General features: G+C 61.9%; 22 protein-coding genes. All 22 read right to left on the bottom strand.

Translation table 11 applies throughout. The features are described from left to right. Positions 1-23 precede the first annotated feature (23 nt). On the bottom strand, positions 24-410 hold the full coding sequence (locus ACOOEX_RS05695; RefSeq protein ID WP_420397526.1) for a hypothetical protein: 387 nt from the start codon (positions 408-410) through the stop codon (positions 24-26). After that, entirely contained in the window at positions 410-2,086 is a 1,677-nt protein-coding gene (locus tag ACOOEX_RS05690; RefSeq protein WP_420397525.1) for a ribonuclease J, read from the bottom strand. The genes ACOOEX_RS05695 and ACOOEX_RS05690 overlap by 1 nt, the downstream gene beginning before the upstream one ends. After that, positions 2,083-2,862, bottom strand: coding sequence for a type III pantothenate kinase (locus ACOOEX_RS05685; protein WP_420397524.1), 780 nt, complete (start codon positions 2,860-2,862; stop codon positions 2,083-2,085). Before ACOOEX_RS05685 ends, ACOOEX_RS05690 begins: the two co-directional genes overlap by 4 nt. A gap of 19 nt (positions 2,863-2,881) precedes the next feature. Continuing rightward, positions 2,882-3,631, bottom strand: coding sequence for a biotin--[acetyl-CoA-carboxylase] ligase (locus ACOOEX_RS05680; RefSeq protein WP_420397523.1), 750 nt, complete (start codon positions 3,629-3,631; stop codon positions 2,882-2,884). Positions 3,632-3,634: 3 nt separating this feature from the next. Beyond that, positions 3,635-5,071: an NADH-quinone oxidoreductase subunit NuoN gene (gene nuoN / locus ACOOEX_RS05675; protein WP_420397522.1), complete on the bottom strand. Its 1,437-nt coding sequence runs from the start codon at positions 5,069-5,071 to the stop codon at positions 3,635-3,637. Between the two features lie 9 nt (positions 5,072-5,080). Then, positions 5,081-6,625: an NADH-quinone oxidoreductase subunit M gene (locus ACOOEX_RS05670; protein ID WP_420397521.1), complete on the bottom strand. Its 1,545-nt coding sequence runs from the start codon at positions 6,623-6,625 to the stop codon at positions 5,081-5,083. A gap of 10 nt (positions 6,626-6,635) precedes the next feature. Beyond that, on the bottom strand, positions 6,636-8,813 hold the full coding sequence (gene nuoL, locus ACOOEX_RS05665) for an NADH-quinone oxidoreductase subunit L (RefSeq protein WP_420397520.1): 2,178 nt from the start codon (positions 8,811-8,813) through the stop codon (positions 6,636-6,638). A 6-nt stretch (positions 8,814-8,819) separates the two neighbouring features. Beyond that, positions 8,820-9,128, bottom strand: coding sequence for an NADH-quinone oxidoreductase subunit NuoK (gene nuoK / locus ACOOEX_RS05660; RefSeq protein WP_071688450.1), 309 nt, complete (start codon positions 9,126-9,128; stop codon positions 8,820-8,822). 87 nt (positions 9,129-9,215) lie between these two features. Then, positions 9,216-9,824, bottom strand: coding sequence for an NADH-quinone oxidoreductase subunit J (locus tag ACOOEX_RS05655; RefSeq protein WP_420398329.1), 609 nt, complete (start codon positions 9,822-9,824; stop codon positions 9,216-9,218). Positions 9,825-9,834: 10 nt separating this feature from the next. After that, complete coding sequence (locus tag ACOOEX_RS05650; protein WP_071688451.1) at positions 9,835-10,248, bottom strand: carboxymuconolactone decarboxylase family protein; 414 nt, start codon at positions 10,246-10,248, stop codon at positions 9,835-9,837. Further along, positions 10,245-10,739, bottom strand: a complete 495-nt coding sequence (nuoI, locus tag ACOOEX_RS05645; protein ID WP_071688452.1) for an NADH-quinone oxidoreductase subunit NuoI — start codon at positions 10,737-10,739, stop codon at positions 10,245-10,247. Before nuoI ends, ACOOEX_RS05650 begins: the two co-directional genes overlap by 4 nt. A 3-nt stretch (positions 10,740-10,742) precedes the next feature. Then, positions 10,743-11,780 carry an NADH-quinone oxidoreductase subunit NuoH gene (gene nuoH / locus ACOOEX_RS05640; RefSeq protein ID WP_420397519.1) on the bottom strand — a complete coding sequence of 346 codons (1,038 nt, stop codon included), beginning with the start codon at positions 11,778-11,780 and terminating at the stop codon, positions 10,743-10,745. Positions 11,781-11,786: 6 nt separating this feature from the next. Then, on the bottom strand, positions 11,787-12,158 hold the full coding sequence (locus tag ACOOEX_RS05635; protein WP_420398328.1) for a hypothetical protein: 372 nt from the start codon (positions 12,156-12,158) through the stop codon (positions 11,787-11,789). Positions 12,159-12,208: 50 nt separating this feature from the next. Further along, entirely contained in the window at positions 12,209-13,321 is a 1,113-nt protein-coding gene (locus tag ACOOEX_RS05630) for a molybdopterin-dependent oxidoreductase (RefSeq protein WP_420397518.1), read from the bottom strand. Further along, a complete protein-coding gene (gene nuoG / locus ACOOEX_RS05625; protein ID WP_420397517.1) occupies positions 13,222-14,217 on the bottom strand; it encodes an NADH-quinone oxidoreductase subunit NuoG in 996 nt (331 codons plus the stop codon). Before nuoG ends, ACOOEX_RS05630 begins: the two co-directional genes overlap by 100 nt. 242 nt (positions 14,218-14,459) lie before the next feature. Continuing rightward, the gene (locus ACOOEX_RS05620; protein WP_420397516.1) at positions 14,460-14,822 is read right to left on the bottom strand and encodes a DUF5333 domain-containing protein; all 363 of its coding nucleotides are present in this window, start codon (positions 14,820-14,822) and stop codon (positions 14,460-14,462) included. A gap of 162 nt (positions 14,823-14,984) precedes the next feature. Next, positions 14,985-15,278, bottom strand: coding sequence for a hypothetical protein (locus ACOOEX_RS05615; protein WP_127560873.1), 294 nt, complete (start codon positions 15,276-15,278; stop codon positions 14,985-14,987). A 130-nt stretch (positions 15,279-15,408) separates the two neighbouring features. Beyond that, positions 15,409-15,780, bottom strand: coding sequence for a hypothetical protein (locus tag ACOOEX_RS05610; RefSeq protein ID WP_420397515.1), 372 nt, complete (start codon positions 15,778-15,780; stop codon positions 15,409-15,411). 165 nt (positions 15,781-15,945) lie between these two features. Beyond that, on the bottom strand, positions 15,946-16,518 hold the full coding sequence (locus ACOOEX_RS05605; protein ID WP_420397514.1) for a hypothetical protein: 573 nt from the start codon (positions 16,516-16,518) through the stop codon (positions 15,946-15,948). Between the two features lie 86 nt (positions 16,519-16,604). Then, the gene (locus ACOOEX_RS05600) at positions 16,605-17,039 is read right to left on the bottom strand and encodes a DUF3291 domain-containing protein (protein ID WP_420397513.1); all 435 of its coding nucleotides are present in this window, start codon (positions 17,037-17,039) and stop codon (positions 16,605-16,607) included. A 2-nt stretch (positions 17,040-17,041) separates the two neighbouring features. After that, complete coding sequence (gene nuoF / locus ACOOEX_RS05595) at positions 17,042-18,340, bottom strand: NADH-quinone oxidoreductase subunit NuoF (protein WP_420397512.1); 1,299 nt, start codon at positions 18,338-18,340, stop codon at positions 17,042-17,044. Positions 18,341-18,342: 2 nt separating this feature from the next. Further along, entirely contained in the window at positions 18,343-18,573 is a 231-nt protein-coding gene (locus ACOOEX_RS05590) for a DUF5337 domain-containing protein (protein ID WP_071688461.1), read from the bottom strand. Between the last annotated feature and the right edge of the window lie 64 nt (positions 18,574-18,637).

Here is an 18,637-nt window from a genome sequence, read left to right as displayed (position 1 = left end):
GGCAGAAGGTCGCGTTCCAGCCGTCAGGGTGCGTGGTAGCTGTGGTCAGAGGCCTGTGCGATGACGTTGTCGAAATCGGGCACTTCCGCGCGCAGTTCGCTGCAAAGGCGGCCAAGATCCTCGGCCCCGAGAATGCGGGGCAGGATGACCACAGCGATGTCCGGCGCGAGGTTTTGTCCCACGCGGGGGCCAAGCGATTGAAGTCGCGCGTGTAGCGCGCCAAAAATGATCCAGACGCGCGCCGGGTCGGCACGCAGGGCAGCAACGTAGGGTTCGGTCAGCGGCAGACGGATGGAAAACTCCGCTTGGCCGCTGGCCACCGGCAGGCTGAGCCAGCTGTTTCCGTTTTCATGCAGCAGGGCGGGGGCCCACCCGGACAGGCCGGGAAGGTGTTCCACCCTGAGGGCCATCAGCCCGCCATCAGCCGCGAGATGATGGTCGTGACCTCGGGCTTGCGCCCGATCTCGGACACGCAGACCTGCCGGACGACGCGCTTGACCTCGTCTTCCAGCTTGTCGTCATGCATCACCATCTTGTGGGTCAGGCGCGGGAACATCTCGGCCAGCTGGTCTTCGATCATCTCCGACAGGCTTTGATTGCCCACCATCTCCGGCAAGCCCCGCAGTTCGACCCAGCAATCCTCCAGCGGCTCATCTTCCTCGTCGATGATCAGGGCCACGATCACGAGGCCATTGAGCGCCAGTTTCATCCGGTCGCGCACCACACCATCAAGCGCCCCGATCACGCGGGAGCCATCGAGATAGGCACGTGTCACGTCGACATGCTCGACAATGCCCGGTTTGTTGCCGGACAGCTCGACCATCGACCCGTTCGGCGCCAGAACCGGAGTAATCCCGCCCGCAGCCCCAACCTTGCAATGTTCGCGCAGATGGCGGTGTTCGCCATGATTTGGCACAAGGATCTGCGGTTTCAGCAGCTCGTGCATCCGTTCCAGATCCGGCCGGTTGGCGTGGCCGGACACGTGATAGAACCCGCTTTGTTCATCGACGATATCGACACCGATTTCCGACAGCGCATTCTGGATGCGCCCGACCGAGACCTCGTTGCCCGGAATGGTCTTGGAGGAGAAGAGGAAGGTCTCGCCCTCTTTCAGTTCATGCCCAAGATACTTGCCACGGCTCAGCGCCGCCGAAGCCGCGCGCCGTTCGCCCTGGCTACCGGTCACGATCAGCATTAGGTTCTCGCGCGGCACCTGTGTGGCTTCCTCGGGGCTGATGGTCGAGGGGAAGTCGGTCAGCACGCCGGTTTCCACCGCAACCGTCACCATCCGCTTCATCGCCCGGCCCATCAGGCAGACAGACCGGCCAGCGGCACGGCCCGCCTCCGCCAGCGTCTTCACCCGAGCGATGTTGGAGGCGAAGGTGGTCGCCACGACCATGCCGCGCGCCTCAGACACCAGTTTGGTGATCGGTTCCGGCAAATCGCTTTCGCTGCGGCCCGCGTGACGGGAAAACACGTTGGTGGAATCGCAGATCAGCGCCCGGACGCCAGTCTTGCCGATCTCTTCCCACATCTCTGGATCAAAGGGTTCGCCCACACGCGGATTGGGGTCGATCTTGAAGTCACCGGAATGCACAACACGGCCTTCAGGGCTGTCGATGACAAGCGCAGAGGCTTCGGGGATGGAATGCGAGGTGGGGGCGAAGCCTACGGTAAAGGGACCGGCTGTCACCGTTTCCGGCCAGACCGGCGCGACCTGCACCATGGCTGGATCCTGCCCCGCCTCTTCCATTTTGCGGGTGGCAATGGCTGCGGTGAAAGGCCGGGCAAAGACCGGCACTTTGCGGAAATGGCGGTAGAGATGGCCAAGCGCGCCGACATGGTCTTCATGCGCGTGGGTGATGAAGATGCCGTCCAGCCGGTCCGCGCGTTCCGCGATCCAGGCGATGTCAGGCAGGATCAGATCGACGCCGGGGGTGCCATCCATATCGGGGAAGCTCACACCCACATCGACGAGGATGAGCCGCTCATCCCCCTGCGGCCCATAGCCATAGAGGTAGCAATTCATCCCGATCTCCCCCGCGCCGCCGAGGGGAAGGTAGATCAGTCGAGGGGAGGAGGTCATATCTGCCCGTTATCCTTGTTGTATTTGTGGATCACGGTCAGCCCGTGGATCGTCAGGTCGTCTTCGATCAGGTCAAATAGCACATCCCCCTGCGAGAACAATGGCGCGAGGCCACCGGTGCCGATGATCCGCATGGGTTTTTCATATTCCGCGCAAATCCGGTCACAGATGCCGCGTACAAGACCCACATAGCCCCAGAAGATACCCGACTGCATACAGGCCACGGTATTGGTGCCAATGACGTTCTGTGGCTTGGTCACGTCCACATGGGGCAGCGCGGCAGCAGCGTGGTGCAGCGCCTCCAGGCTCAGGTTCACGCCCGGCGCAATGACCCCACCCACATAGGCCCCATCCCCAGCCACAACGTCGAAGGTGGTGGCGGTCCCGAAATCGACGACGATCAGGTTGCCCCCGTGCCGGTCGAAGGCTGCGGCGGCATTGACCAGACGGTCCGGCCCCACCTGCGTGCCCGCATCGACACGGGGCGGGTTGGGCAGCAGGCAATCGGGCTTGCCAACCACAAGCGGGCGACAGTCGAAATAGCGGTCACACAGGACGCGCAGGTTGAACACCACACGTGGCACGGTGGACGAAATGATGCAATCGGTGATCGTCACATCCAGTTTCTTGTGCGCCATCAGCGTCGACAGCCAGACGAAATACTGGTCCGCCGTGCGCTGATGTTCCGTCGTGGTGCGGAAGGTCGCAAGGATCTGCCGCCCGTCCCAGATGGAAAAAACCGTGTTGGTGTTGCCGGTGTCGATGGCCAGAAGCATGGGCGTTGCCCCCTTTTGGTCAGAAAAAGATGTCGGCAGCCGGAATCGCCCGCTGCCCCTTGGCGGTGGTCAGGATCAGATTACCGGCTTCGTCGATGGTCTCAAAGCGCCCGGTCATGGTCTCGGCGGTGGTGCGGGCGGTGATGGTCTCGCCCAAGCGCGCGGCATCCTGCAGCCAGGCGGTGCGGATAGGGGCAAAGCCGTAGGTGGTGAATTGCTGCTCATACCGGGCATAGGCGACGGCCAGCAGGTCGAGGAACTCTTCGGGGCTGACGCGAATGCCGGTCTCGGACAGCAGGCTGACGGGCGGCACCGCGCCCTCTTCCACCTGATCGGCCCCGGGGGCCGCCACAAGGTTCACGCCAATCCCGATAATGAGGTGCGTGACCCCCTGCCCCGATCCAACGCTTTCCAGCAGGATACCCGCAACCTTGCCGCCATTCAGCAGCACGTCATTGGGCCATTTGAGCTTGAACGCCTCGGCCCGCCCCGTCGCCGCAACGAAGGCATCTCGCAGGGCGAGGGCTGCCACGAAGCTGCGCAGCGCAACCTGATCGGGGGCTTCTTTGGGCTGCAGCACCAGAGAGGCGAAGAAATTCCCCTTGGGCGAGGACCAGGCCCGGCCCCTGCGGCCATGGCCTGCGGTCTGCTCCAGCGCAAGCACCCATTCCGGACCGGCCAGTGAGGGCGCAATACGCGCGCCCTCGGCCATGGTGCTATCGACCGTTTGCAGGACCCTGCGGCCGACGCCCTCGGGCCAGCCAGTCATGGCTTAGCGGACCAGCGTCGCGGCGGCTGCTTCGGCCAGGCTGTCCACCCCGAAGAGGTTGAAGACCCCAAGCAGCATGATCGCGGCGGCGGCCATCAGACCGGCATAGGCCAGCGGGCTCATCTTGCCGTCGATGCCTTCGCGTTCCTCGCCGAAATACATGAAGTAGACGATGCGCAGATAGTAGAAGGCACCGATCACCGAAGCGACCACACCCAGGATCGCCACCAGGTTCAGGCCCGCGTCCACGGCGGCCAGAAGCACCGCGTATTTGCCAAAGAAGCCCACCATCGGCGGCACACCGGCGAGGCTGAACATCAGGATCAGGATCGCGGCGGCCTTGATCGGCTCTTTCGTCGAGAAGGCATTCAGCGACGAGATGTTGGTGATGTGACGGCCATCCTTCTGCATCGACAGGATGAAGGCGAAGGTGCCGACATTCATGGTCACGTAGATCGCCATGTAGATCAGCATGGCGCTGACGCCCTGTTCGGTGCCTGCGGCCAGACCCATCAGGGCAAAGCCCATATGCGAGATCGAGGAATAGGCCATCAGGCGCTTGATGTCGGTCTGACCGATCGCGGCAATGGCACCGAGGAACATGGACAGAACCGCCAGAAGCGCGATGATTTGCTGCCAGTCGCTGACCACGCTGCCGAACGCATCATGGGCCAGGCGGGCCAGCAGGCCCATGGCGGCCATCTTGGGCGCGGTGGCGAAGAAGGCGGTGACCGGGGTGGGCGAGCCCTCGTACACATCCGGCGTCCACATGTGGAAGGGCGCGGCGGAGACCTTGAAGGCAAGACCCGCGACCATGAAGGCCAGACCGAAGATCAGGCCGAGCGATGCGCCACCCTCGACCGCCGCGACGATACCGGCGAAATCGGCGGTTCCTGCAAAGCCGTAGGTCAGCGAGGCGCCGTAAAGCAAGATGCCCGAGGACAGCGCCCCGAGGACGAAATACTTCAGGCCCGCTTCCGTCGAGCGCACGCTGTCCCGGCGCATGGCGGCAACGACGTAGAGCGACAGGGATTGCAGCTCCAACCCCATGTAGAGCGTCATCAGGTTGCCCGAGGACACCATGACCATCATCCCGACCGAGGCCAGCACGATCAGCATGGGGTATTCGAACCGCAGCAGGTCGTCGCGCTTCATAAAATCCTTGCCAATGAGCAGGATGGCGGCGGCAGACAGCAGGATAACCACCTTGGCAAATCGGGCGAAGCCGTCATTGATGAACATGCCGTCGAAGGCGACCTGGCTGCCCTCGCCCGTCAGGCCGATATAGATGCCCATCAGCGCCAGCAGCGCGGCGGTTATCCAGACAAGGGCCGGGGCCATGCCGTCCTTGGAGGTGTAGACCGCAGCAATCAGCCCCGCCATCGCAAAGACGGACAGGATGATCTCGGGCAGGAGAATGGCGATATCGGACGCAAACATCTCGGGACCTCAGTGGCTGGCGGCGACGGCGGTGTCGGACAGGGTCTGTCCGACGGCCAGGTCGTAATGGTGGACAAGGTTCTCGACCGAGGGGCCGATCACGTCGAGGGCGAGGCTCGGGTAGACGCCCAGAAGCAGGGTCATCACGATGAGCGGCGCGAAGATCATGCGTTCACGCGGGGTCATGTCGGTGATGGACTTGAGGCTTTCCTTGATCAGGTCGCCAAAGACCACCCGGCGGTAGAGCCACAGCGCATAAGCCGCCGACAGGATCACGCCGGTTGCGGCGAAGACCGCGATCCAGGTGTTGACCTGGAAGACACCCATCAGCGTCAGGAATTCCCCCACGAACCCGGAGGTGCCGGGCAGCCCGACATTGGCCATGGTGAACAGCATGAACACGAGCGCATAGGCCGGCATCCGGTTCACAAGGCCGCCATAGGCGTCGATCTCGCGGGTGTGCATCCGGTCATAAATGACGCCCACGCAGAGGAAGAGCGCGCCGGAGACGAAGCCGTGGCTGATCATCTGGAAGATCGCACCATCGACGCCCTGCTGGTTCGCCGCGAAGATACCCATGGTGACGTAACCCATATGGGCGACCGAGGAATAGGCGATCAGCTTCTTCATGTCCTCCTGCACCATCGCAACGAGCGAGGTGTAGATGATCGCGATGACCGACAGCCACATGACGAACTCTGCCATCAGGTCAGAGGCGACCGGGAACATCGGCAGAGAGAAGCGCAGGAAGCCATAGCCGCCCATCTTCAGCAGGATCGCGGCCAGAACGACCGAGCCCGCCGTGGGCGCCTGAACGTGCGCATCGGGCAACCAGGTGTGGACCGGCCACATCGGCATTTTCACCGCAAAGCTGGCGAAGAAGGCGATCCACAGGATCGTTTGCAGACCACCGACGATGTGCCAGCCCATGATAGAGATCGTGTCAGAGCTGAACTGGTGGGTCAGCAGCGTCGGGATATCGGTCGTGCCTGCATCCACATACATGGCGATCATTGCCACCAGCATCAGCACCGAGCCGAGGAAGGTGTAGAGGAAGAACTTGAACGCAGCATAGATGCGGTTCTGACCGCCCCAGATGCCGATGATCAGGAACATCGGGATGAGGCCCGCCTCGAAGAACAGGTAGAAAAGGACCAGATCCAGCGCCACAAAGACGCCGATCATCAGGCTTTCCAGAACCAGAAGCGCGATCATGTATTCCTTGACGCGATGCTCCACCTCCCAGCACGACCAGATGACCAGCGGCATCAGGAAGGTGGTCAGCATCACGAAGAGGACCGAGATGCCGTCAACGCCGACCCTGTAGGTCAGGCCGAGCATCCACTCACCCTCTTCCTCCAGCTGGAAGCCGGGGTTGGAGGCGTCGAATTCCACCAGGATGAACAGCGAGATCACGAAGGTCGCAAGCGTTGCGGCCAAGGCCAGATACTTCGCGTTCTTCTTGCCGCCCTCAGACTTGCCATCCGGGATCAGTGCGAAAAGCGCAGCCACCAGGGGAAGGAAGGTAACGATGGAGAGAAGATTGTCTTGCATGTCTCTGCTCTCAGCCCCCGAAGCTCAAGGTTGCGATGGTGATCAGCACCGCGATGCCCAGAACCATCGCGAAGGCATAGTGGAAGAGGTAACCGGACTGTGCCCGGCCCGCGAGCCGCGTGAAGAAGGGGATGATCCCCATGGCCAACCCGTTGATGCCGCCGTCGATGATATTGCCATCGCCGCGCTTCCACAGGGTTCGCCCGATCCAGGCGGCGGGGATGACGAAGATCCAGTTGTAGATCTCGTCGAAATACCACTTGTTCAGCAGGAACTGATAGGCGGGCTGGAACAGCTCTGCCGTGCGAGAGGGCAGCTTGGGATTGACGATGTAGAACAGCGTTGCGGTAACAAAGCCGATGATCATGGCGACGAAGGGCGCCAGCTTGACCCATTTCGGCACGCTATGCGCGTCATTCAGCACGTGGTTATCCGGTGCCATGTGAATGGCGCCCTCGCCCGCATGGCCGGTAAAGACATAATGCGCCTCGCCATGTCCGTCATCCGCAGCGGCGTGGGTGTCTTCGGTGGCGTGGCTGTCGGCAGCGGCAGCGTTGTCGCCATGCCCGTCGGTTGCCGCTTCGCCATGACCGTCAGTCGCCGTCGCTTCCTCGCCATGGCCAGCCTCATCCGCATGACCCTCGACCGCGTAAGGAACACCGAAGAAACGGCCCACGGTATCGGTGTGTCCGAAGAACTGGTTGTACCAGATCGCGCCGGAGAAGACCGCGCCAAGCGCGAGCACTGCCAGCGGGATCAACATGGTCTTGGGGCTTTCATGGGCATGCTCATGCGCGTGCTTGTCACCGCGCGGCTTGCCATAGAAGGTCAGGTAGATCAGGCGCCAGGAATAGAAGCTGGTGAAGCACGCCGCGACGACCAGCATCCAGAAGGCGTAGGTCCCAAGACCGCCGCCGAAGGCAAAGGCGCTCTCGATCACCGCGTCCTTGGACGCAAAGCCGGCAAAGCCGATCCAGCCCGTCAGCGGAATACCGACGCCGGTGATGGCCAGCGTGCCTATCATCATCGCCGCGAAGGTGAAGGGGATCTTCTTCCTCAGGCCGCCATAGTTCCTCATGTCCTGCTCGTGATGCATCGCATGGATGACCGAGCCCGCGCCGAGGAACAGCATCGCCTTGAAGAACGCATGCGTGAAAAGGTGGAACATCGCGACCGAATAAACCCCGACGCCCGCGGCCACGAACATGTAGCCAAGCTGCGAACAGGTCGAATAGGCGATGACGCGCTTGATGTCGTTCTGCACCAGACCCACGGTCGCCGCGAAAAACGCGGTGGCCGCCCCGATGATCACGATGAAGTTGGTGGCATAGGGCGCGTATTCCATGATCGGCGACATGCGGCAGACCAGGAAGACACCCGCCGTCACCATGGTCGCGGCGTGAATGAGCGCCGACACCGGCGTCGGACCTTCCATCGCGTCCGGCAGCCAGGTGTGCAGGAACAGCTGCGCCGATTTCCCCATGGCCCCGATAAAGAGCAGCATGCCGATGGTGTTGGCGGCATTCAGTTCCCGGCCCATGAAGGTGATGGTCTGCTCCGCCAGATGCGGGCCTTCCGCAAGGATCACCGAGAAGTTGATGCTGTCGGTCAGCTTGTAGATCGCGAAGATGCCAAGCAGGAAGGCGAAGTCACCCACGCGGTTGACGATGAAGGCTTTCATCGCGGCGGCACCAGCGCTCGGCTTGCGGAAATAGAACCCGATCAGCAGGTAGGACGCGACGCCCACACCTTCCCAACCGAAGAACAGTTGCAGAAGGTTGTCTGCGGTCACCAGAGACAGCATCGCAAAGGTGAAGAAGGACAGATAGGCGAAGAACCGGGGGCGGTAGCTCTCGCCCTCCCGGAAATGCTCGTCATGGGCCATGTAGCCGAAGGAGTAGAGGTGCACGAGCGCCGAAACGGTGGTGATCACGATCAGCATGATCGCGGTCAGGCGGTCGATGCGCACCGACCAGCTGGTGTCCAGCGTGCCAGATGCGATCCAGGTGAAAAGATCGCGGGTATAGGTCTCGCCGTCGAAGCCCAGGAAGACAAACCAGCTAAGGATACACGAGACGAAGAGCGCGCCCGTCGCGACCCAACAGGCCGCCGTTTCCCCGATCAGACGCCAGGAGAAGCCGCAGATGATTGCGCCGACGAGCGGGAGGAAGAGAAGGAAGGTTTCCATGTCGGCTCAGCCCTTCATAACGTTGACGTCTTCCACGGCAATCGTGCCGCGGTTGCGGAAGAAGCAGACGAGGATAGCCAGGCCAATCGCGGCCTCGGCGGCGGCGACGGTCAGCACGAAGAGGGTAAAGATCTGCCCCGTCAGATCGCCCAGATAGGCGGAAAAGGCGACGAGGTTGATATTGACCGCCAGAAGCATCAGTTCGATCGACATCAGGATGACGATCACGTTCTTGCGGTTCAGGAAGATCCCGAAAATCCCGATGACGAACAGCGCTGCCGCCACCGTCAGGTAATGTTCCAGTGCGATACTCATCTCGTCCCTCCGGGGCCTATCACCCCTTGGTTTTGCATCGTCGCGAGTCGCTGCGACTCGCCTTGTAAATTCGTCCGGATGCGAGCCTTACAGCCCCTGCCCCGGCTTCACATCCTTCAGTTCCATCGCCTTGGCCGGGTCGCGGTACATCTGGGCCAGAACGTTCTGGCGCTTGACGTCTGTGCGGTGGCGCAGGGTCAGCACGATGGCGCCGATCATGGCGACCAGCAGGATCAGGCCCGCCAGTTGGAAGAGCAGGAAGTAGTGGTCATAGATCACGGCGCCGAGTGCGGCGGTATTGTGCGCGGCCCCGTCGGGCGTCGCATTCGGGGTCGCCAGCAGGTCAACGCCCTCGGCAGTGGCCCAGGGACCAAACGCCATGGACAGCTGGATCAGGATGATCACGCCAATGAGCCCGGCCATGGGGATGTACTTGGCCATCTCCGCCTTCAGTTCGGCGAAATCCACATCCAGCATCATGACGACGAAGAGGAACAGCACCGCGACCGCGCCCACATAGACGATGACCAGCAGCATCGCCACGAACTCTGCCCCGATCAGGACGAAGAGCCCGGCAGAGCTGAGGAAGGCCAGGATCAGCCAGAGCACCGAATGAACAGGGTTGCGGCTGACCACCACGAAGAGGCCGGCCACCACAGTGGTGATGGCGAAGAGGTAAAAGGTGAAATCGGCGATACCCATGGGGTTACTCCTCGGTTCCGTCGATGGCCTGACGGGCAAGCTCCATCGCCTTGGTCATGGCGGGGACACCCCCGAACATGGCGGCCTGCGCGATGGTTTCGGCAATTTCCTGTTTCGATGCCCCGGCCTCCAGCGCGTGGCGCACGGTCAGGCGGATCTGCGGTTCGGCCACGGCGCCCTGAATGGTCAGGCCCTGAAGCGTCAGCAGCAGGCGGGTCTTGGCATCCAGCCCATCGGGGTTGAACTGCTTGCCCATGAACGCTTCCATCATCTCGGCAGGCATGGTCGGCCAGAGCTTTTCAAAGCCCTGCGGCGTGAACTGCGCCATGGCAGGATTGACCTGCTTGACCCAATCCTTGGCCATGTCCTGCGTCTGCGCCATCAGCGCCGCGAACGGATTTTGCGGGGCTTTGGTCATCTGTAGGGGGCATCCAGTTCAAGGTTGCGGGCAATCTCGGCTTCCCAACGGGCCCCGTTTTCGAGGAGCTTTTCCTTGTTGTAGAACAGCTCTTCACGGGTTTCGGTGGCAAATTCGAAGTTGGGGCCTTCGACAATCGCATCCACCGGGCAGGCTTCCTGGCAGAAGCCGCAATAGATGCATTTGGTCATGTCGATGTCGTAGCGGGTGGTCCGGCGGCTGCCGTCCTCGCGCGGTTCGGCGTCGATGGTGATGGCCTGCGCGGGGCAGATCGCTTCGCAGAGCTTACAGGCAATACAGCGTTCTTCGCCATTGGGGTAGCGGCGCAGGGCGTGTTCACCGCGGAAGCGGACCGAGAGCGGGCCTTTCTCGTGCGGGTAGTTCACCGTGGCCTTGGGGGCGAAGAAATACTTCAGCCCCAGTTGGAAGCCTTTGACGAAATCCGCCAGCAGGAAGTATTTCGCGGCGCGGGTGTAGTCGATCTGCGTCATCAATCAGCCCCCGATCATCCAGCGGGCATAGGCGCCGCCGAAGAGTTCGAATTTTGCCAGGAAGGCCACGATCACGACCCAACCCAGAGACAGCGGCAGGAACACCTTCCAACCGATCCGCATCAGCTGGTCATAGCGGTAGCGCGGCGTGATCGCCTTCACCATGGCGAAGATGAAGAAGAAGAAGGCCATCTTGCCGACCATCCACAACACGCCATCGGGCAGACCCGGAACTGGGCTCAGCCAGCCGCCGAAGAACAGCAGCGTGACAAGGGCGCACATCAGGAAGATGGCGATGTATTCCCCGGCCATGAACAGCAGGAAGGGCGTGGCCGAATATTCCACCTGGTAGCCCGCGACCAGTTCCGATTCCGCCTCTGGCAGGTCGAAAGGCGGGCGGTTGGTTTCGGCCAGGGCCGAGATGAAGAACAGGAAGACCATCGGGAAATGCGGCAGCCAGTACCAGCTGAAGAAGCCGTAAGACCCGTCCTGCGCGCGCACGATGTCACCGAAGTTCAGCGATCCCGTGGTAATCACCACGCCGATGATGATCAGGCCGATGGACACCTCGTAGGAAATCATCTGTGCGGCAGAGCGCAGCGAGCCCAGGAACGGATATTTGGAGTTCGAGGCCCACCCGCCCATGATCACGCCATATACCTCCAGCGAGGAGACGGCGAAGACATAGAGGATGGCGACGTTCAGATCCGCCAGGACCCACCCATCGTTGAAGGGGATCACCGCCCAGGCAATCATCGCCAGCACGAAACTGGTCAGCGGCGCCAGGATGAAGACAGGCTTGTCAGCGCCCGCCGGGATCACCACTTCCTTGATGACGTATTTCAGCGCATCCGCGACCGATTGCAACAGCCCGAAGACCCCAACCACGTTGGGGCCCTTGCGCATCTGGACCGCGGCCCAGATCTTCCGGTCGCCATAGACCAGGAAGAGAAGCGAGATCATCACGAATGCGATCACCGCAAGACACTGCGCGATAATAATCAGCGCGATGCCGGGAGTGGTTGTAAAGAATTCAGCCATCTGTCCTCACACCGTCGGTATGCCTTGCTCGGCGCAGTCGGCGACCACCACTTCGGCGTCTATCGTCTGCACCCCCCGGGGGAGCGCCGGTGACACGGTGTAAACCGCATCTGCGTGCCAAAGGCCAGCCTCTTCCTGCACATTTGTGCGGACATGTCGCGCAAATCCGTAGCCCCGGATCAGCGTGTACTGAGCTGCTGCACATTCGGCATAGGCCGCCACGTCCTCTCGCCCCCTTGCACCGCGCATCTCCACGCGGAAATTCACCAGATCTTCATCCAGGAGACGGGTTTCGACCCCTAGATACTCAAACAGCGCCGGATGCCGGTTCTGCGTGGCCGCCGGATCGGGCGTACAGCCCGCCAGCGCCAGAACCATGGCACCGCCACCCACGAAGGGCCGGAGCGTTCCGCCGCCCGGCACCCCGCTTATTCCGCCGCAATCGCGGCCTCGGACCGCGCCTTCGCCATTGCGCTGAGCTCGGCCATCACGGCCGACGCGCGGGCAATCGGGTTGGTCAGGTAGAAGTCTTTCACCGCGGGCACGAAATCGGCATCGCCGGGCGCGCGCAGCTCCAGCGGCGAAATTTCGTTCATCGGCACTTCGTCGATCATCGCCAGATGCGGAACCTCGGTCACCATCGCGTTGCGCAACTGCACAAGCGAGTCGTAGGGCAGCGCCGCGCCCAGTTCCGCCGAGAGCGCCCGCAGGATCGCCCAGTTTTCCTTGGCCTCACCGGGGGCAAAGCCCGCACGAAGCGCCAGTTGCGGGCGGCCTTCGGTGTTGACGAAGAGGCCTTGTTCCTCGGTATAGGCCGCGCCCGGCAGGATCACGTCGGCACGATGCGCGCCCCGGTCGCCATGGCTGCCCTGATAGATCACGAAGGGGCCGTCGGCGATGTCCACTTCATCGGCACCGAGGTTGTAGATCACCTCTGCCCCGTCGATCGCCGCAGGCAGACCGCCCTCGGTCACCGCGCCCACATCCATCGCGCCCACACGGGAGGCGGCTGTATGCAGAACCATCAGCTTCGCGCCGCAACCTTCCACATAGGCCAGCGCCTGGCTCAGAACCGCTTCGCCATCGGCTTCGCGCAGCGCGCCCTGGCCGACGATCACGATGGTGTCGGGCTTGGCTTCGACCTTGGCGACCAGATCGGTCAGCGCTTTGCGGTCGGTGCCAAAATGGTAGTAATCATAGGTCAGGTCCGCCTTGGGACCGATCAGCCCGATCCGTGCGCCGTTGATCCACGCCTTGCGGATGCGTGCGTTCAGAACCGGTGCCTCGTCACGCGGGTTGGTTCCAATCAGCAGGATGGTCTTGGCGCTATCGATATCCTCGACCATCGCGGTGCCCGCATAGGCGCCCCGGTTGCCAGCAGGCAGTTTCGCGCCATCGGTGCGGCATTCCACGTTGCCGCCCTGCCCCTCGATCAGCCCTTTCAGTGCAAACGCCGCTCGACCGGGGCCAGATCGCCCACGAGACCCGCGACCTTCCTGCCCTTCATGGCGCTTGCGGCAGCAGACAGCGCCTCGGGCCAACTGGCTTTGCGCAGCTTGCCATTTTCGCGGACATAGGGCGTGTCCAGACGCTGGCGGCGCAATCCATCCCAGATGAAGCGGGTCTTGTCGGAAATCCATTCCTCGTTCACGCCGTCATGGTTGCGCGGCAGGATGCGCATGACTTCACGCCCCTTGGTATCCACGCGGATGTTCGAGCCAAGCGCGTCCATCACGTCGATGGTTTCGGTCTTGGTCAGTTCCCAGGGACGGGCGGTGAAGGCGTAGGGCTTCGATGTCAGCGCGCCAACCGGGCAGAGGTCGATGATATTGCCCTGAAGGTTCGAATCGAGCGTTTCGTTCAGGTAGCTGGTGATTTCGCTATCCTCACCGCGCCCGGTCTGGCCCATCTGCCAGATACCCGCGACCTCGGTCGTGAAGCGCACGCAGCGGGTGCAGGAAATACAGCGGGTCATGGCGGTGGACACGAGCGGACCTAGGTTCAACTCCTCGGAGGCGCGCTTGGGCTCGCGGTAACGCGAGAAGTCCACACCATAGGCCATCGCCTGATCCTGCAGGTCGCATTCGCCACCCTGGTCACAGATCGGGCAATCCAGCGGATGGTTGATCAGCAGAAACTCCATCACCCCTTCGCGGGCCTTCTTGACCATGGGGGAGTTCGTTTTGACGACCGGCGGCTGACCTTCCGGGCCGGGGCGCAGGTCACGCACCTGCATGGCGCAGGAGGCGGCGGGTTTCGGCGGGCCGCCCACGACCTCGACCAGACACATGCGGCAGTTGCCGGCGATCGACAGACGCTCGTGATAGCAGAACCGCGGAACTTCGACTCCGGCCTCTTCACAGGCCTGAATCAATGTCATCGCGGGATCCACCTCGATCTCTTTGTCGTCGATGATGATTTTGCGTAGATCGGTCATGCTTCACCCTTGCGCGTCGCTTGGCTCCGGTTGGCGGCGTGTCTACCGCAAGCCCCGCCCGGATTCACGCGGAAAATTGCCGTGCCACCCTAGTGCCGCGATTGACGCGCTTTTGCAACGTGATGGCGGCATTTTTCAAGCCGATAACCCGGTATACAACGGTATATGACCGCGCCCAATGCGCGCATGCCCGCTATTTGGGGGCGGGCATGGGCTTGGAGCATGAAATTGGAAAGAAAAGGTTACCGCAAAAGGCGGCCGATCTGACTGTTCGCGGCAATTTCTTCTTCGCCAACGGTGCAATATCCATCGCGTTGATCGGGCGATGCGTTGCGTTCTGCCAATCGCGCATCAGCAATTGCGCGCACGCGCTGCTGCTCGTCTTCGTTGAAGACGAAATCCTCGATCTCCGAGCGGGTGAAGCCAAGATCGGTCGCGCGCCCGACAAGGCTGTTGATGAACCCGAGCGCGCGCAAGCGCCGGGCGGAAATCGAGTCGCAACGATTATGGATGTGGCGTGCGATGGCAAAGGCCACCAACCCCTCGCTCAGCACCGGGTCATTGCGCAGCACATCCCAATCATCGGCGCGTGCCGGCTGCGCCAAAAACAGGCACATCACAAGAAGGGGGAAACATCGAGACATATTGCAAAATCCTTGGCTGGAATCGTCGGACCCTGCGCCAAAATGGGATCATTGCGGTCTGACATTCAATATCAGGCGATTGCTATCCGCGTGAATCGGCCCGTTCCCGCCGGTTCTCCCCGCTCAGATCCGCACGCCCCAATAGGCGATGATCAGGTAGATGATCAGCGCCACGAACGCGATCCCGAGCGTCGTGTAAATCGCCGCTTCCAGTTTTTCCGGCGTGTTCAGCACCATCATGACCATGCCTGCCAGCATCACCCCGATCACCGTGCCCAAGATTGAGCCGCCAATGCCCCAGGTATATCCCAGCCAGATGCCAAGCGCCGCGAAGGACACGAATACGGCGACCACCCATACCCGGTAGACACCGACCAAGACCGGCCTGCCGCCGTCATATGCACGTTGGTCTGTCACTGCCGCCTCCACAGAGGAACCCACTCGCCCCGTTTTCGGGTGCCATTTGGGTACAGTCTACCCTTTCGGATAGGATTCATCAACGCTTTCAAGGGGCCGCAGAACGCTTCATGGGCAGATGGGACACAGGTTAGTGGCAGAACCCCAGGGGGTCCTCGTCAATGATCCGGTCCACCGTGCCCCGGAATCGCGCGGAATACAGCGACGGATCATAGTCGTCGCCAAGGTAGAACCCGCAGTGAAAGGCGATCTGGATTTCCGCGATGGCCACCCAAGCGTCGACCTCGGGAACATGGGCGAATACCTCTTCGAAGGTCTGGCTCATCAGGTTTACATACCAGAAATAGCGCTCGTTCTCGATCGGGGTCGCGTCCTGTTCCAGAAGGTCGGGGCGCGACATCTCGGGGTTGTTCATCGAGATGATCAGGAACTCGCGGTAGGCCGCCCGCGCGCCGCGTTCATTCTCGATCCGCCATTGCTGGTTGAACTGCCAGAACGCCACCAGACCGGCGACCACCGCCAGAAGGATGCGGGACAGGTCCGCGAAGGAGGCAATGCCATTGCGTTCCCGTGTCAGCCACCCTTTTCGCGCAGGGGTGGTTTCGTGTCTGCCATCTCGTCCTCCCGTTCTAGCGCGCCCTCTGCCAGATGGCGTGGCGCAGTCTATTTACTCCGAGGCAGGCGGCCAGACAGGATAGGCAAAAAACGCCAGGTCGATCCCATCGGAAATGGCATCCTCCGAGAGGCTTTCCCAGGTGTCGGTTGGCTCCACCAGAACGAACAGCGCCAGCGTCCCGCGATGGTCCTCGCTGCGCATGAAGGTGCCCTGCATCTCGATATCGACGGTTTCAAGCGGCATCATGCCAAAGTCGAACCCGTCCCCGGTGGCGTTGTCATTGGCCGTTGCAACGATCAGCGCCTGCACCGGTTCGTCAAAGGTGATGGAAAAGTTGCTGCCAACGTGAATCGCGTCATGCGGCATCGGCAGATCGTTGAATTCCTGATCTTCCCCATCATTGGAAAAACCGGTGAAGATGGATGATCCGCGCTCTCCGGTCAGCGTGTAGGCGATGCCGTTCGAATGCCCGGACGCCGAGGCGCGAAAATTGGTGCGGACCAGGTCGCCATACTCCTCAAGCGAGAAGGTCATTTCGCCTGCGATCAGATCTTCAAGGGTTTGAGCCTGCGCGAGACCGGTCACGGCGAGCGAGATGACGATGGCAAGAGAAGTGGATTTCATGGAATGGCCTCCGTCAGAATAATATTCGGGAAGAACCCTAGAGGCCTATTGCACACATAATCAAGGGCTTGATGGGCAGCGCCCAGTCACGCCTTCGAAACGGCATTCCAGCTGAACGCGTCTTCGGTCTCCCCGTTCTGGCGCAGATATTCCAGCTTGGCCAAAGCCTCGGCCAGATCCGGGCGGTGCCCTTCCGGCACCCACCACATCACCAAATGGGCCTCGTCCATCGGTGTGAACCAGTCCGCCCGCCGCGTTACGAAATGCTTGTGCAGCGTGTTCCAGACATAGAAGCGCAAGCTGTCAACACTGTCCCACACGGTCAGGTTCACCAGAATGCGGGGATCGCCATCGACCTCTTCGGGGACGACGCCCCCGAAGGCGGTTTCGTATTTCCAGACGAACCCGTCGGACCGTTCCGCGATACTGTTCAGCATGTCGATCCCGCGGTTGAAATCGGCCATGCGGGGATCGTCCAGCTCATAGGCCATTCGGCCGATATTGAACTGGGCCAGATGCATCCCTATTCGGCGGCAACCGCGCTGACGCGTCCGGCTTTCTGGGCCTTGATCCGGTCCTCGATCTCATCGCGGAAGTTGCGAATGAGGCCCTGGATCGGCCAGGCCGCCGCATCGCCAAGGGCGCAAATCGTGTGGCCTTCCACCTGCTTGGTGACCTGGAACAGCATGTCGATCTCTTCCAGTTCCGCCTCGCCACGCACCAAACGATCCATGACGCGCATCATCCAGCCGGTGCCCTCACGGCAGGGCGTGCACTGGCCGCAGCTTTCGTGCTTGTAGAACTTGGACAGACGCCAGATCGCTTTCACGATGTCGGTGGACTTGTCCATGACGATGACCGCAGCGGTGCCGAGGCCCGATTGCAGATCGTTACGCAGATAGTCGAAATCCATGATCGCATCGCGCATGTTCTCACCGCGCACGCAAGGAACCGAAGACCCGCCGGGGATCACCGCCAGCAGGTTGTCCCACCCGCCACGGATGCCGCCGCAATGCTTTTCAATCAACTCCTCGAAGCTGATCGACATCGCCTCTTCCACCACACAGGGGTTATTCACATGGCCCGAGATCGCAAAGAGCTTGGTGCCCGCATTGTTGGGGCGGCCGAAGCCCGCAAACCACTCCGCGCCCCGGCGCAGGATGGTCGGCACAACGGCGATGGATTCCACGTTGTTCACGGTCGAGGGGCAGCCATAAAGGCCCGCACCTGCCGGGAAAGGCGGCTTCATCCGGGGCATGCCCTTCTTGCCTTCGAGGCTTTCAATGAGGGCCGTTTCCTCGCCACAGATATAGGCCCCTGCGCCATGATGCAGGTAGAGGTCGAAGTCGAAGCCCGATCCTGCGGCGTTCTTGCCCAGAAGGCCCGCGTCATACGCCTCGTCGATCGCGGCCTGCAGCGCCTCGCGCTCGCGGATATATTCGCCGCGGATATAGATGTAGCTGACATGCGCGCCCATGGCGAAAGAGGCGATCAGCGCCCCTTCGATAAGCGTATGGGGATCGTTGCGCATGATCTCCCGGTCCTTGCAGGTGCCGGGCTCGGATTCGTCTGCGTTGATGACCAGGTAGGATGGGCGGCCATCGCTTTCCTTGGGCATGAACGACCATTTCAGTCCGGTCGGGAAACCCGCCCCGCCACGCCCGCGCAGGCCGGACGCCTTCATGATCTCCACGATCTTGTCGCGGCCCAGACCGATCAGGTCCTTGGTGCCGTCCCAGTGGCCGCGCGCCTTGGCCCCTGCGAGGGTCCGGTCATGCATGCCGTAGATATTGGTAAAGATCCGGTCTTTGTCCTGAAGCATCCTCAGTCCCTTTCTGCGCGGCGGGCTTGCCAGACCTGATACGTCACGATCAGAGCCCAGACCAGAGCCGCAATTGCCGCAAGGTCGAACAGAAACACATAGCGCACGGGCAGGCCCAACTGTCCACCCACAAGCTGCGCCCCCATCCACAAGATCATCGTCACGGCCATAACGACGGCGGCGATGCGGGCCTTGCGGGCCTGGGGGGAAACAGTCCGGGGGGCATCGGGCATTTGGCCTGGCCTCGGGTCGCTAGCGGTTTGGCCCGGTTTACGGCAGAGCGGCGGGGATTGTCCA

It is taken from the genome of Nioella sp. (assembly GCF_965215655.1).
GTDB lineage: Bacteria > Pseudomonadota > Alphaproteobacteria > Rhodobacterales > Rhodobacteraceae > Nioella.
Note: the sequence above shows the minus strand (reverse complement) of the source record. Positions and strands in the feature narration are given on the sequence as shown.

Coding starts and splice junctions, on each gene's coding strand:
- ACOOEX_RS05695 (WP_420397526.1), bottom strand. CDS start 410: ATGGCCCTCAGGGTGGAACACCTTCCCGGCCTGTCCGGGTGGGCCCCC.
- ACOOEX_RS05690 (WP_420397525.1), bottom strand. CDS start 2,086: ATGACCTCCTCCCCTCGACTGATCTACCTTCCCCTCGGCGGCGCGGGG.
- ACOOEX_RS05685 (WP_420397524.1), bottom strand. CDS start 2,862: ATGCTTCTGGCCATCGACACCGGCAACACCAACACGGTTTTTTCCATC.
- ACOOEX_RS05680 (WP_420397523.1), bottom strand. CDS start 3,631: ATGACTGGCTGGCCCGAGGGCGTCGGCCGCAGGGTCCTGCAAACGGTC.
- nuoN (WP_420397522.1), bottom strand. CDS start 5,071: ATGTTTGCGTCCGATATCGCCATTCTCCTGCCCGAGATCATCCTGTCC.
- ACOOEX_RS05670 (WP_420397521.1), bottom strand. CDS start 6,625: ATGCAAGACAATCTTCTCTCCATCGTTACCTTCCTTCCCCTGGTGGCT.
- nuoL (WP_420397520.1), bottom strand. CDS start 8,813: ATGGAAACCTTCCTTCTCTTCCTCCCGCTCGTCGGCGCAATCATCTGC.
- nuoK (WP_071688450.1), bottom strand. CDS start 9,128: ATGAGTATCGCACTGGAACATTACCTGACGGTGGCGGCAGCGCTGTTC.
- ACOOEX_RS05650 (WP_071688451.1), bottom strand. CDS start 10,248: ATGACCAAAGCCCCGCAAAATCCGTTCGCGGCGCTGATGGCGCAGACG.
- nuoI (WP_071688452.1), bottom strand. CDS start 10,739: ATGACGCAGATCGACTACACCCGCGCCGCGAAATACTTCCTGCTGGCG.
- nuoH (WP_420397519.1), bottom strand. CDS start 11,780: ATGGCTGAATTCTTTACAACCACTCCCGGCATCGCGCTGATTATTATC.
- ACOOEX_RS05635 (WP_420398328.1), bottom strand. CDS start 12,158: ATGGTTCTGGCGCTGGCGGGCTGTACGCCCGATCCGGCGGCCACGCAG.
- nuoG (WP_420397517.1), bottom strand. CDS start 14,217: ATGACCGATCTACGCAAAATCATCATCGACGACAAAGAGATCGAGGTG.
- ACOOEX_RS05605 (WP_420397514.1), bottom strand. CDS start 16,518: ATGAAATCCACTTCTCTTGCCATCGTCATCTCGCTCGCCGTGACCGGT.
- ACOOEX_RS05600 (WP_420397513.1), bottom strand. CDS start 17,039: ATGCATCTGGCCCAGTTCAATATCGGCCGAATGGCCTATGAGCTGGAC.
- nuoF (WP_420397512.1), bottom strand. CDS start 18,340: ATGCTTCAGGACAAAGACCGGATCTTTACCAATATCTACGGCATGCAT.
- ACOOEX_RS05590 (WP_071688461.1), bottom strand. CDS start 18,573: ATGCCCGATGCCCCCCGGACTGTTTCCCCCCAGGCCCGCAAGGCCCGC.